This is a genomic window from Ruminococcus bicirculans (ex Wegman et al. 2014) (genome assembly GCF_000723465.1).
In the GTDB taxonomy this organism is placed as follows: domain Bacteria; phylum Bacillota; class Clostridia; order Oscillospirales; family Ruminococcaceae; genus Hominimerdicola; species Hominimerdicola aceti.
Genome location: NZ_HF545617.1, coordinates 60049 through 72298, shown reverse-complemented (window position 1 = coordinate 72298; position 12250 = coordinate 60049). Strand labels below are relative to the sequence as shown.

General features: G+C 44.6%; 14 protein-coding genes. 1 reads left to right on the top strand and 13 read right to left on the bottom strand.

Translation table 11 applies throughout. The annotated features are described in order from the left end of the window. Positions 1-82 precede the first annotated feature (82 nt). Positions 83-697 (top strand): TetR/AcrR family transcriptional regulator, encoded by a 615-nt coding sequence (locus RBI_RS10840; RefSeq protein ID WP_022287359.1) that lies wholly within the window; start codon positions 83-85, stop codon positions 695-697. Between the two features lie 84 nt (positions 698-781). Here the strand turns inward: RBI_RS10840 and RBI_RS10835 are convergent, their stop codons facing one another. From RBI_RS10835 to mutL, 13 genes are all read right to left on the bottom strand, one after another. Then, positions 782-1729, bottom strand: coding sequence for a transketolase family protein (locus tag RBI_RS10835; protein WP_022287360.1), 948 nt, complete (start codon positions 1727-1729; stop codon positions 782-784). Positions 1730-1732: 3 nt separating this feature from the next. Next, positions 1733-2572, bottom strand: coding sequence for a transketolase (locus RBI_RS10830; RefSeq protein ID WP_041337187.1), 840 nt, complete (start codon positions 2570-2572; stop codon positions 1733-1735). Between the two features lie 20 nt (positions 2573-2592). Continuing rightward, a complete protein-coding gene (locus RBI_RS10825; protein WP_041337186.1) occupies positions 2593-3414 on the bottom strand; it encodes a Cof-type HAD-IIB family hydrolase in 822 nt (273 codons plus the stop codon). Positions 3415-3431: 17 nt separating this feature from the next. Further along, entirely contained in the window at positions 3432-4349 is a 918-nt protein-coding gene (locus tag RBI_RS10820) for an RluA family pseudouridine synthase (protein WP_041337185.1), read from the bottom strand. Next, positions 4336-4851, bottom strand: coding sequence for a signal peptidase II (lspA, locus tag RBI_RS10815; protein ID WP_041337184.1), 516 nt, complete (start codon positions 4849-4851; stop codon positions 4336-4338). Before lspA ends, RBI_RS10820 begins: the two co-directional genes overlap by 14 nt. Before the next feature lie 56 nt (positions 4852-4907). Beyond that, complete coding sequence (locus RBI_RS10810) at positions 4908-5684, bottom strand: DivIVA domain-containing protein (protein ID WP_041337183.1); 777 nt, start codon at positions 5682-5684, stop codon at positions 4908-4910. A 19-nt stretch (positions 5685-5703) separates the two neighbouring features. Next, entirely contained in the window at positions 5704-6486 is a 783-nt protein-coding gene (locus RBI_RS10805) for an RNA-binding protein (protein ID WP_041337182.1), read from the bottom strand. A 2-nt stretch (positions 6487-6488) separates the two neighbouring features. Further along, on the bottom strand, positions 6489-6938 hold the full coding sequence (locus tag RBI_RS14645) for a cell division protein SepF (RefSeq protein ID WP_041337181.1): 450 nt from the start codon (positions 6936-6938) through the stop codon (positions 6489-6491). A gap of 2 nt (positions 6939-6940) precedes the next feature. Next, positions 6941-7687 carry a YggS family pyridoxal phosphate-dependent enzyme gene (locus RBI_RS10795; protein WP_022287368.1) on the bottom strand — a complete coding sequence of 249 codons (747 nt, stop codon included), beginning with the start codon at positions 7685-7687 and terminating at the stop codon, positions 6941-6943. Then, a complete protein-coding gene (locus RBI_RS10790; protein ID WP_041337180.1) occupies positions 7635-8870 on the bottom strand; it encodes an HlyD family efflux transporter periplasmic adaptor subunit in 1236 nt (411 codons plus the stop codon). Before RBI_RS10790 ends, RBI_RS10795 begins: the two co-directional genes overlap by 53 nt. A 14-nt stretch (positions 8871-8884) precedes the next feature. Continuing rightward, a complete protein-coding gene (gene hfq, locus RBI_RS10785) occupies positions 8885-9127 on the bottom strand; it encodes an RNA chaperone Hfq (protein WP_022287370.1) in 243 nt (80 codons plus the stop codon). Positions 9128-9200: 73 nt separating this feature from the next. Further along, on the bottom strand, positions 9201-10145 hold the full coding sequence (miaA, locus tag RBI_RS10780; protein ID WP_041337179.1) for a tRNA (adenosine(37)-N6)-dimethylallyltransferase MiaA: 945 nt from the start codon (positions 10143-10145) through the stop codon (positions 9201-9203). 21 nt (positions 10146-10166) lie between these two features. Beyond that, on the bottom strand, positions 10167-12245 hold the full coding sequence (mutL, locus tag RBI_RS10775; RefSeq protein WP_041337664.1) for a DNA mismatch repair endonuclease MutL: 2079 nt from the start codon (positions 12243-12245) through the stop codon (positions 10167-10169). Between the last annotated feature and the right edge of the window lie 5 nt (positions 12246-12250).

The following is a 12250-nucleotide window of genomic DNA, read 5'->3' as shown; positions in this document are numbered from 1 at the left end:
TAGATTTAAGGTCAACCACAGTAAACCTGTGTATGTGTGGCATACAAATTGTATATATTGTAATAAGGAAGGACGTGTTAAAATGGGCAAGCTTGATACCAATAAAAAGGTAAAGGAGGACTCTCTGCTTAACACGGCTTTTAGTCTTTTTACCACCAAGGGAGTGAGCAAGACCTCTATTTCAGACATTGTGAACAACGCTGGTGTGGCGAAAGGAACGTTTTATCTTTATTTCAAGGACAAATATGACATAAGAAACAAGCTTGTTTCTCATAAGTCGTCACAGCTTTTCAGAAACGCTATCGAGGCATTAAATGCGAGCGGCAAGAAGCTCACCTTTAACGAACGAATTATTTTTATTGTTGACAACATCATCAACCAGCTAAACGAGAACAAGTCGCTTTTGACTTTTATTGCAAAGAATCTTAGCTGGGGCGTTTTCAAGCACGCTCTTACGTCGCCTATAAAGGACGATGACATCGACTTCCGCAACATTTATGACGCTATGCTAGCTGACGCTCCATATGATATTGTTCAGCCTGAGGTCATGATATTCATGATAGTTGAGCTTGTAAGCTCAACCTGCTACTCGTCCATACTTTACAACGAGCCTGTGGACATTGGCGAGCTTAAGCCTTATCTTTACATATGTATAAACAACATTATCGACACTCATGCAGGCACTGTAAAAGCATAAAAAAGACACGTTTACAAGATCGTAAGCGTGTCTTTTTTTGTACAAAAAAACGGACGGAAGATATCCGTCCGTTTGGTGTTTTTATTACTTTGCCTTAACAGCATCTCTTGCCTTTGCAACGATATTGTCTGCGCACAGACCGTACTCCTTGAGCAGATCTACTGCCGGGCCTGAGTGACCGAACTCGTCATTAACGCCGATCTTAACAAGCTTTGCAGGGTGTCTTGCTGCAAGAACGTCTGCAACGGCTGAGCCAAGTCCGCCGATAACGCTATGCTCCTCAACTGTAAGAAGAAGTCCTGTGTTCTTTGCGGCTTCAACGATGATATCCTCGTCGATTGGCTTGATAGTGTGGATATTGATAACTGTTGCTTCGATACCCTCAGCTGCCAGTGTTTTTGCAGCCTCGATAGCTTCATAAACCATAAGGCCTGTCGCAACGATAGCTATATCCTTGCCGTCACGGAGCTTAACGCCCTTGCCAAGCTCAAACTTATATGTTTCAGGGTCGTTGAAAACAGGTGTAGCAAGTCTGCCGAAACGGAGATAAACCGGACCTTCATGGAGGATAGCGGCTTCAACGGCAGCCTTTGCTTCAACGTCGTCGGCAGGGTTTATTACCACCATGCCAGGGATAGTTCTCATAAGAGCGATATCCTCGTTGCACTGATGTGTTGCACCGTCTTCACCTACAGAGATACCTGCGTGTGTTGCACCTATCTTCACGTTGAGGTGAGGATAACCGATAGAGTTTCTTACCTGCTCAAATGCTCTGCCTGCGGCGAACATTGCAAATGTAGAAGCAAATGGTATCTTGCCTGTTGCAGCCATACCTGCTGCAACGCCCATCATATTTGACTCGGCGATACCGCAGTCAAAAAATCTGTCAGGGAATTTCTTCTTGAATATACCTGTTTTTGTTGCAGCAGCAAGGTCTGCGTCAAAAACATAGAGGTTATCGTACTTATCGCCAAGCTCTGCAAGAGCCTCGCCGTAGCTTTCTCTTGTAGCTTTCTTCTTCAATTCTGCCATTGCTTAACCCTCCAGACTTTTAAGCTGTTCGTTTATTTCTGCCACAGCCTGCTCATACTGCTCCTTGTTAGGTGCTGAACCATGCCATGAAACGTTGTTTTCCATAAATGAAACGCCCTTGCCCTTGATACTCTTCATTACGATAACGCAAGGCTGACCGCATACTGTTTCTGCCTCGTTGAATGCTCTTTCAAGTGAGTCAAAATCGTGAGCGTCGGCTGTGATAACGTGCCAGCCAAATGCTGCAAACTTGTCAACGATAGGATATGGCGACATTACGTCCTCTATCTTTCCGTCGATCTGAAGTCCGTTATTATCCACAACAGCAACGAGGTTATCAAGCTTATAATGAGCAGCAAACATTGCAGCCTCCCATACCTGACCCTCTTCTATCTCACCATCGCCAAGGATAGTATACACCTTATAGGTATCGCTTGTGAGCTTGCCTGAAAGCGCCATACCACAGGCAACAGAAATGCCCTGTCCAAGGGATCCAGAGGACATATCAACGCCAGGGATAGAGATACAAGGGTGACCCTGAAGCATTGCACCGATATGTCTGAGGGACTTCAGCTCCTCCTTTGGAAAAAAGCCTTTTTCTGCAAGAGTTGCATAGAGTGCAGGTGCTGTGTGACCCTTTGAAAGCACAAGTCTATCTCTCTCAGGCTCTTCCGGCTTATCAGGATATACGTTCATCTTGGCAAAATAGAGATAAGTGAGCAGATCTGCTATAGAGAGCGATCCGCCCGGATGACCCGACTTTGCGTTGAATACTCCCTCGAGTATTCCAAGACGAACCTTGCAGGCTGTGATCTCAAGCTGTTTCTTTAATGTTTCGTCCATACTTTTGACCTCCAAAAATATTATTTCTTCAGTTTTTCAAAAATTTCATCTATGACTGCGGCAATAAAATCCTCCTCGCAGGACTGCTCAAAGACCTTATCCGCAACCTTTTTGACCTCCTCTGCCGCATTTGACGGACAATATGCCACGTCAGCCGCTTGAAGAAGTTCAATATCATTATTATAGTCGCCTGCTGCCACGAAAGTAAAATCCTCCATGCCACAAGCTTTTCTCAGCTCCTCAAGAGCCGTACCTTTTGATATATTCTGTGGAAGTATCTCGTAATACTCGATACTTGAACGCACAAAATCTACTCCTTTGTAGCCTTTTTTTGCCACATAGTTTATAAGCTCGTCCATACGCTCAGGCTCAACTGCAAAAAGCACCTTGTACCAGTTCTTGTCAGGTATCTCGTCAACGGCGCACTGAACGGGAATGAGCTTACAGATCTCGTTATGGCGCTTTTCCATAGGGGTCATGCTTGGCACATAGACCTCGTTGACAGTAAGCACTTCACAGCCAACATAAGGATTATCGGCAAGTATCTCCTTGACGATATCCGCCGCAAAGCTTGGCAGAAAGACGTTATATATCTGCTCTTTCGTATGGATATCATAGACCATTCCACCGTTTGACATTATGATAGGACAATTCACATTCACCATGTCAAAATACTGTCTAGCCGCCTGAATGGCTCTGCCTGTAGCGATAGAGAATCTGCCCCCAGCCTCTTCAAAACGCTTGACAGCGGCGAGAGTTTTCGGGGTAGGTATCTTGCTTGCGGGGAGAAAAGTTCCGTCCATATCCGTTATAAGCAGGACTTTTGATATATCTTCAAACATAAAATCACTTCCGTGGGTCAATTCCCTGCTCTGAGTTTTTTCAGCACCGCCTGAAAATAATCGGGCAATTCGCTGTCAAACTCCATATATTCCTTGGTCGCAGGGTGTATAAAACCAATTTTCTTTGCGTGGAGGCACTGCCCCTCGATTCCCTTTACAGCTTTGCCGTAAACATCGTCGCCGTAGACAGGGTGACCGATATAGGCGGAATGTACTCTTATCTGGTGGGTTCGACCTGTTTCAAGGCGGAATTTCACCAGTGAACACTGCCCGAACTCCTCCAGCACCTCATAATGGGTAACTGCGTGTTTGGAGTTTTGCTCTGTCACGCACATTTTCTTTCTGTCATATTTGCTTCTGCCGATAGGTGCGTCAACTGTGCCGGTAGGGGTCTTTAGGCGACCGCCTGTGAGTACAGCTTCATACTCTCTTGTAAAGCTATGCTCTTTTATCTGAGCCGCAAGAAAGTTATGTGCGCTGTCGGTCTTGGCAACGATCAGCAGACCGCTTGTATTTTTGTCTATCCTATGGACTATCCCAGGGCGAATGACGCCGTTTATTGAAGAAAGCCTGCCCTGACAATGATAAAGCAATGCGTTCACCAAAGTGCCATCGGGATTGCCTGCGGCTGGATGCACCACCATGCCTTTAGGTTTATTCACCACAATCAGCTCGCTGTCCTCATAGACTATTTCCACGGGGATATCCTGTGGCTTGACGTCAAGCTCCACAGGGTCGGGAATAATTATCTCAACGCTGTCACTGTTATGCAGCTTATAATTTTTCGCTACTTTTTTGCCTCCAACTGTGACGCCACCGTCCTCGATAAGCTTCTGCACAGCGGAACGTGTAAGACCTGTATCCTGCGCTGACAAAAATCTGTCGATACGCTCGCCTGTTTCCTCGGCAGTGACAATAAAATCAAGCTTTGTCATTTTCGTCTTTGACCTTTATATCGTCACGGATCGGCTTTTTCTTTTCGTCCAAAAAGCAGAAGCAGATGACGAACAAGATTCCGCCGATAACGATACAGATATCCGCAAAGTTGAAGATAGGGAAATTGATAGGCTCGAACTTGATATAGTCCACAACTTCTTTTACCCTTATTCTGTCGATAAGGTTGCCGATACCGCCTGCAAGCACCATAGCCAGCGACACAAGCTCCAGCTTTGAGCCTTTGCGTATCTTATACATATAGATCACCGCCGCGATCAGTACGACAACAGGCAGACCGATAAGAAACCAGGTCTTTCCTGACATCATGCTCCATGCTGCTCCTGAGTTTCTTATATGGGTCAGGCTAAACACCTTAAAGCTACCGAACTTTATGACCTCGACAGGCTGACCATTCAACGGCAGGTTATTTGTCACGGCAAGCTTTATGAGCTGGTCGGCGGCAACGAGAACTGCCATGATAACAAGCGAAATTACAAACATCTATTCCCTACTCCATTTATGAACAGTAAGGCTCTGCGAAAAACAGAGCCTTTGAATTAGTTATTTTTTCCAAATTTAAGCTCAGCAGGAGCTGTCTTTGGTATAACAGGGTCGAAAGAACCAGTGTTAAGTATCTTCTCAACGTGCTCACTGTCAGTAACAGGTGCAGATTCAGTCTCAACAGTTTCCTCCGGCTCGGCTGTTTCCTCTGCCTGCTCCCCTTCGGCTTCCTGAGTTTCCTCGACTGTTTCTTCTTCCTCAGACTCCTCTGCTGTATCCTCGGCAGGCTCTGACGCAGGAATTTCCATAATAAGTCTTATCTGCTTATTATAAAGCTGAGTAAGGTCAGCCTTGAACTGAGTTACCTCAGCCTTGAGGTTCTCAAACTTAGCAAGCTCCTCGTCATAAGCGGCTCTTACTTCATTTATCTTCTTTTCTGTTATCTCGGTATTAGTTCTGATAAGCTCAGCGCACTTTTCCTTATGCTCCTTAACTATTCTCTCACACTCAGAGGCACTCTGCTCTGCAAGTCTTACCTGCTCTGTTTTGGCAGACTCGATCATATCGTGAGCCTGAGTTTTGGCCTCAGTAAGTATCTTATTTGACTCTTTCTGAGCCACGACAAGAGCCTGCTGGATAGCTTCCTCGTCCTCTCTGTACTCGTTTATCTTCTCAACGAGCTTGATTATCTTAGCTTCGGTATCCTGATTTGCCTTTACGACTTCGGCATAATCCTCGGCTACCTGCCCGAGAAATTCTTTTACGTCTTCTTTTGAATAACCGTTTTTCTCGGTATCAAAAGTTTTTCCTTTAATATTATTTGGATTTAACATACTAGGACCTCCGTGATCTTTACACAAATTTATTTAAAGTTATATGTATTCTGTCTTTTTTAGTTGTGCCGTCAACTGAAAGCAGCTTGAATTTTCCGTATCCTCTCACTGAAAATGTACAGCCCTCTTCAAGAAGTATTTTCGGTGAATTTTTCAGCATATGGTCTATTTCGATGCCCACGTTTTTTATAAGCTGTGCTGACTTTTCTCGTGATATCCTTGCGGCAAGACTTAAGATACAATCTGCACGCATGGAAGCCACAGTACCGCTTATTTCCTGAGTTTTCTGCTCAATATGTATACTGCCGTCATAGCCCTCCCGGAGCTTCACTCCTGCTCTGCCGACCTTTGTCAGGACGCTTGTAACCTCGCCTGCCACAGAAGAACGCAGGAACACCGCCGACTTTCCCTCTCCCACAAGAATGTCGCCAACGCTGTCTCTTTTTATTCTTAGTCCCATAAGCGAGCCCAGGATATCTCTGTGAGTTATTTTATCCTCTTTGCGATACAGCAGTGTAATTGCGGTGATAGGAAAATCCTCACTTTCTGCCTCGCCATATTCAGGATAGACGCACAGCATACGCCTTGCGGCATTTTCATATCCGCCCCAAAGCCTATAATTCTCATATTTCACAGACGCCATGATTTTTTCGCACAGCAGACACTGCCTTTCATCGAGAAACGCAGAAAACTTTGTTATATACTTTTCATCAGCCGCCATTATCCAATCGGAAACTCTGTCTAACAGACGGATATCGTCCTCAGACAAGTCGGGCAAAAACTGATATTTAGCACGAGCCATTTTTAGAAACTGTAGCCGTTATTTTCAAGCTCGCTCATAAGGTCAACTCCTGAGAAGCCAACGTTTCTAGGCATGATAGCGAATGTTTTCTGAGCCATCATCTTGATGTCTGCACCATTTGCATACGCAACGCCTGAGATAAAGTCAAGTATTCTCTTTGCGTCCTCGCTCTTGACAGTTTCCAGGTTAAGAAGAACTGTCTTTCCCTCATTTATATCGCCGCCGATAGACTTGACCTCTGAAAAATCGTTTGGTCTTGCAAGAACTATCTGCAAAGTCGTGGTTTGCTCCATTCTTACCGGACGTGCGTTATTGACATATGCACCTGTGTTCTTTGGTGCTTCGTTGTATTCTGTTTTATTCTCATACATCGGCCGCTGATACATTGCGTCCTCCTGCTCAAGTTCATCTTCGCCTACAAAGAGATTTTTTAATTTCTGCATTGCACCCATTTTTAATCCTCCAAATATTTTCTAGCTCCGAAAAGCTTTGTTCCGATCCTCACCAAATTTGAGCCATGCTTTATGGCAAGCTCATAGTCCCCAGACATTCCCATTGAGAGAATATCCATAGACACGTTCGGTATATCCTTTTCCTTTACACTAAGAAAGATACCGTGCATTTTTTCAAAAACGTCCTCCCCTGAGCCAACAGGCGGTATTGCCATAAGACCCTTTACGGAAACGTTAGGCAGCTGCGCTGTCTGTCTTACAAGCTCCTCAGCCATTTCAGCGGAAACGCCGCTTTTAGTAGCCTCGTCGCCTATATTTATTTCCACAAGGACGTTCATAGTTTTATTATTCTTCACTGCAAGCCTGCTTATCTCATGAGCAAGCTTCAGGTTATCGACAGACTGTATCAGAGTAACGTCATTGATTATATATTTCACCTTATTGGTCTGCAAATGTCCGATAAACTGCACTTCTGCACTTTTATCGTAAGCTTCCTTCTTGGAAAGAAACTCCTGCACCCTGTTTTCGCCCAGCAACTTAAAGCCCTGAGCCACAGCGAAATTCACCTTTTCAGGCGGCACTGTCTTTGTGACAGCCATTATCCTAACTTCTTCGTCAGGCTTACGCCATTTTGCTTTGGCGTTCTCTACATTATAACATATTTCCTTACAGTTTTCAAGAACCTCCGGAAAATAATTATCCTGAGGTGACAGCGTTGCTGTCTGATCTACTTTGCTGCACATCTTCATCTGATACCACCTCTAACAAAATTTGATCGTAAAGCAGCAGATAATCCTCGTTTGAGGTATTTTCAGAGAGCACATAATCATCGCCCTCGTAAATAACATTGATCTTCTTAAAGGTAACGTCCTTGCCGAGTATCACATAAACGCCCTTCTGATCGCCCTGAAAACGTATCGCACTTCTTGGAACTTTAAGGCCCTGATACTCGTCGAAGATAAGCTCCGCAGACTGCACTCTTGACTCAACAAGAGCTTCGTCAAGTCTGTCACAGGAAAGCACGACAACCACTTTGTTCTCATCGTCCTCACAAGGCTTAACAGACTCCACCTTAACGTCATAGATGTTTTTTGTGGTACTGAGCGTCATTCTAAGCCATGCGCCCTCTGTTATCCTTTTATCGTTTTCCATGATCCCTGCTATCCTGCATGAATAGTCGGAAAACATTTTGCCAATGGCGTTCGGTGCGTCCTTACTAGGCTGGTCGATGACCTTTTGTATATCCTTGTCAGTGAGCTGGGAAGCGTTCTCCATAGTAAGCTCGCTCTCATAGCCGTCTGCATAAGAAACAAAATAGCCTGTTTCGTCAGCAGTGATCGTTTTTCCTGAGCCTGAGGTCTGTTCCTCCAGCTCCTTGACTTTCGCCTGAAGCTGGCTTATCCTTTCGTCATAGCTCTTCTCGGTCTTTGTGACGATATTATAAATATTCATCACAAGGGACATATCCTCTCTTGTTTTTGCAAACTCAGAGAAATTATCCTGGGAAGAATATGAGAGAAGCTCCTTATATTCCTTATCTATCTTGCTTTTGAGCGTTTCAGGCTGAACATAATTCGTTGTACCCGGATTTTGTGCTCTTTCAAGGGCGGCTATCTCGCTTTCAAGTATCTTTATCTTGTTTTTCGCTGTAACAGCGTCCTCAGAAGAATAAACTGACGCTATGGTATTGCCAACAGATATTTTACTGCCGTCGGAATAGGTATAATCCAAAACTCCGCCGCCGTCATAGGTGACCACCTTTTCATCTCTGATTATAACACCCTTAAAAGCAATATCCTCATTGATAGTAACAAGCACAGCTTCCTCGGTATCATGACGCTCTGTAAGTGCACTGTATATCTGACTGCCGATAGTTGTGATTATCAGCACAGAAAGCAGACCGGTAAGTATTTTAACGGTCAGAGAATTCATTTTTTACTGCCCTCTTAAATATCTGAATTGCCTGCGGCGTCAAGAACATTGATATATCTTGACGGAACGATAGTTGAGATAGCATGCTTATAAACTATGTTCTGCTTGCCCTCGCAATCGAGAACTACAACATAGCTGTCAAAGCCCTTTACAACACCTTTGAACTGGTAGCCGTTCATAAGGATAAAAGTTGACGCTATCTTGTCTTTTCTGATCTGGTTGAGTATAACGTCCTGAAGATTAAGATTCTTATTCATAAATAACACTCCTAAAAATTTTTACAGCAATGTATTGCTTTTTTTACTATAAAATCTTTCAAATTATATTATATCACATAATTTCCGATTTGGCTATAATATTTTTGATATTTTCTATAATTTTTTGAAAACTATCAAATTTATCTGTTTCCACCCACTGAATTCCGTCAACTCGTCTAAACCAGGTAAGCTGTCTTTTGGCATAATGACGGCTTTCCTGTTTGATTTTGTCGAGGCATTCACAAAGCTCAGCTTTGCCTTCAAAATACGGCACGAGCTCCTTATAGCCTATCGCCTGATAAGCTGTAGCAGGGGTAAAGCTGTCATAAAAGGCTCTGCACTCCTCTATAAGCCCGTTTTCCACCATTACATCAACACGGCGGTTTATACGGTCATAGAGATACTGTCTGTCGGAAGCTGTAAGACCGATAATGCAGGCGTTATATGGCGACTTCTCACGACGGCTGTTCACCTTATGCTGTGAAAGCGGTATACCTGTAGTTTCAAAGACTTCAAGTCCTCGTATGACTCTTGGCAGGTTGTTCTCATGGACTTTCTCCGCAGTTTCGGGATCGACCTCTCTGAGCCTTTCCCACAAAGCGTGACCGCCCAGCGTCTTGGCTTCCTCCTCAAGACGTTTTCTGACTGAGCCGTCCGTTTCGGTATCGTCAAAGATCACGTTGTTCACAAGTGAGCTTATATATAGTCCTGTTCCCCCGCAGAGAATAGGAACTTTGCCACGGCTGTGTATCTCTCTGATACGCTCACCTGCGAGCTTCACATAATCTGCCACGGAAAAAGCCTGCTCAGGCTCGAGAAAATCTATAAGATAATGTGGCACGCCCTGCATTTCCTCTTTGGTAGGCTTGGCAGTGGCGATGCTCAGACCCTTATATATCTGCATAGAGTCTGCGGAAACTATCTCACCGTCATATATCTTTGCAAGCTCCACTGCGCAGGCGGTCTTTCCGCTGGCGGTAGGCCCTGCAATGACAAGGAGAGGTATTTTATTTTCCATAGCTTTCGCCTCCTGCATTTTTTATAGAACTCGTCTGAACTGCTTTTCGATATCTCTTTTGGTGAGGGTTATCATAACAGGTCTGCCATGAGGGCAATATCTGATATTTTCCTGACCATAAACGGCGTTCACGAGCGCCTGCAATTCTATTCCGCTGTTGGTATCGTTCGCCTTTATTGCCGCTTTGCAGGCGATAGAATGGTAGAGGTCGTCAAAAAGCTCTATTTGCGGATTGAGTTTATTCTCGATAAAATTCTTTGCAAGTTCGCTGATTATATCCGCAGGGTTATCGTCACCAAGAATGATAGGCACGCCCTTTACTGCAACAGTTGGCGCAACGTCCGGCTCTATCTCAAAGCCAAGCTGTGACACCTTATCGAGGTTTGCGGTGAGAGCGTCATACTCGTCATAGGAAAGCAACACCATGATAGGCTCCAGGAACATTTGCGTTTCAAGCTGTTCGGCGTCGCTTTTTATCTTCTCGAAAATATATCTCTCATGGGCGGCATGCTTATCCATAAGTATCATTTCGTCGCCCACCTGTGCCACAACATAGGTCTTGAAAAGCTCGCCCACCACAACAGGCTTCGGCTTTTCAGGCTCTTTCTCCTCCACGATAACGGAAACAGGCTTTTTCTTTGTGAAGCTTTGAGCGTCGATAAACTTGAAAGCTTCTCCGCTCTGCTCCTCCGGCTCTTCGGGGAGAGGTATCTCGCTTATCGCCTTGTTTATCTCCTCCACTGTCACCTTATGGGGCTTCGGCTCAGGGCCTGAAAGCTCTGTGATAGCTGTTTCTCTCTTTGCAGGCTGTTCAAGGCTTGCAAGAAACATATCGTCACTGCCGCTGAGTTTTTCTTTCTCCTCAGGCGTAATGCTCCTGCTCTCCACAGTTTTAAGCGTTGGTGCAGGCTTCTGATAGCTGTACGAATTTTCGTACTGCTTCTCTGTCTGCGGCTTTTGGGCAGGTATCTCAGCCTTTTGAACGGCAGGCTTTTGACTATTATCCTCCATGGCGAATTTAAGCTGAACGCTGTTATCCTTTTTAGGTATATCAAAAAGCTCTCTATCGGTGAAATTACGCTTGTTTTCAAGGTGCATCTCATTAGGTCTGTCATTCTTCATAAGGGAATTTTTCACCGCAAAGAACACAGCCTCGTGCATAAGCTTTTCGTCTGAAAAACGCACTTCTATTTTAGTAGGGTGGACGTTCACATCTATGGTATTCGGTGGGATATCAATATAAAGCACACAAGCTGGGAATTTTCCCGTCATAAGAAGATTTCTGTAGGCTTCTTCAAGTGCTGCCGCACAAGCCCTTGATTTCACATATCTTTTGTTCACAAAGAAATTCTGAAAACGTCTGTTAGGCTTTGCAGACAGAGGCTTCACAGTGAAGCCTGTTATGTGCATACCCTGCCATGTATAGTCAACTTCAAGCATGGAGTTTGCAAAATCTCTGCCATAAACTGAATAAACTACGGAATATATTTTGCCGTCCCCTGCGGTCAATATCTCAACTTTATTATCCCTGATGAACTTGAATGATATCTCAGGGTGTGAAAGGGTAAGCTTTGTAACAAGGTCTGCGGCAAAATTGCCCTCTGAAACGTCCTTTTTCAGAAACTTTAGTCTTGCAGGAACATTATAGAAAATATCCCTGACAACGAAAGTCGTGCCGTCAGGACAGCCGCACTCTTCGCAGGTCTTTTCCACTGCGCCCTCGATAACATAATGTGTACCGTAATCCTCCTCGGGACGTTTCGTAAGCACGTCTACCTTGGATACGGCACAGATAGAAGCAAGTGCTTCACCTCTGAAGCCGAGGGTCATAATACTGTCAAGGTCATTTTTTACTGATATCTTACTTGTTGCATGACGAAGAAAGGCTATAGGCAGATCATCTTTTGAGATACCCTTGCCGTTATCCGTCACTCTTATATAGGTGCGGCCACCGTTTTTTATCTCAACGGTGATGACGTTCGCACCTGCGTCTATTGCGTTTTCAAGAAGCTCCTTTATTATTGAAGCAGGTCTGTCTATTACCTCGCCTGCCGCAATAAGTTCGGAAACTTCCTTGCTCAGAACTTTTATTTCTGACATTTTTC

Excerpts from the sequence above, each read along its gene's own strand:
- hfq (WP_022287370.1), bottom strand. The coding sequence starts at position 9,127 with ATGAATAAGAATCTTAATCTTCAGGACGTTATACTCAACCAGATCAGA.
- RBI_RS10790 (WP_041337180.1), bottom strand. The coding sequence starts at position 8,870 with ATGAATTCTCTGACCGTTAAAATACTTACCGGTCTGCTTTCTGTGCTG.
- RBI_RS10840 (WP_022287359.1), top strand. The coding sequence starts at position 83 with ATGGGCAAGCTTGATACCAATAAAAAGGTAAAGGAGGACTCTCTGCTT.
- lspA (WP_041337184.1), bottom strand. The coding sequence starts at position 4,851 with ATGTTTGTAATTTCGCTTGTTATCATGGCAGTTCTCGTTGCCGCCGAC.
- RBI_RS10810 (WP_041337183.1), bottom strand. The coding sequence starts at position 5,684 with ATGTTAAATCCAAATAATATTAAAGGAAAAACTTTTGATACCGAGAAA.
- mutL (WP_041337664.1), bottom strand. The coding sequence starts at position 12,245 with ATGTCAGAAATAAAAGTTCTGAGCAAGGAAGTTTCCGAACTTATTGCG.
- RBI_RS10805 (WP_041337182.1), bottom strand. The coding sequence starts at position 6,486 with ATGGCTCGTGCTAAATATCAGTTTTTGCCCGACTTGTCTGAGGACGAT.
- RBI_RS10795 (WP_022287368.1), bottom strand. The coding sequence starts at position 7,687 with ATGAAGATGTGCAGCAAAGTAGATCAGACAGCAACGCTGTCACCTCAG.
- miaA (WP_041337179.1), bottom strand. The coding sequence starts at position 10,145 with ATGGAAAATAAAATACCTCTCCTTGTCATTGCAGGGCCTACCGCCAGC.
- RBI_RS10835 (WP_022287360.1), bottom strand. The coding sequence starts at position 1,729 with ATGGCAGAATTGAAGAAGAAAGCTACAAGAGAAAGCTACGGCGAGGCT.
- RBI_RS14645 (WP_041337181.1), bottom strand. The coding sequence starts at position 6,938 with ATGGGTGCAATGCAGAAATTAAAAAATCTCTTTGTAGGCGAAGATGAA.
- RBI_RS10830 (WP_041337187.1), bottom strand. The coding sequence starts at position 2,572 with ATGGACGAAACATTAAAGAAACAGCTTGAGATCACAGCCTGCAAGGTT.
- RBI_RS10820 (WP_041337185.1), bottom strand. The coding sequence starts at position 4,349 with ATGACAAAGCTTGATTTTATTGTCACTGCCGAGGAAACAGGCGAGCGT.
- RBI_RS10825 (WP_041337186.1), bottom strand. The coding sequence starts at position 3,414 with ATGTTTGAAGATATATCAAAAGTCCTGCTTATAACGGATATGGACGGA.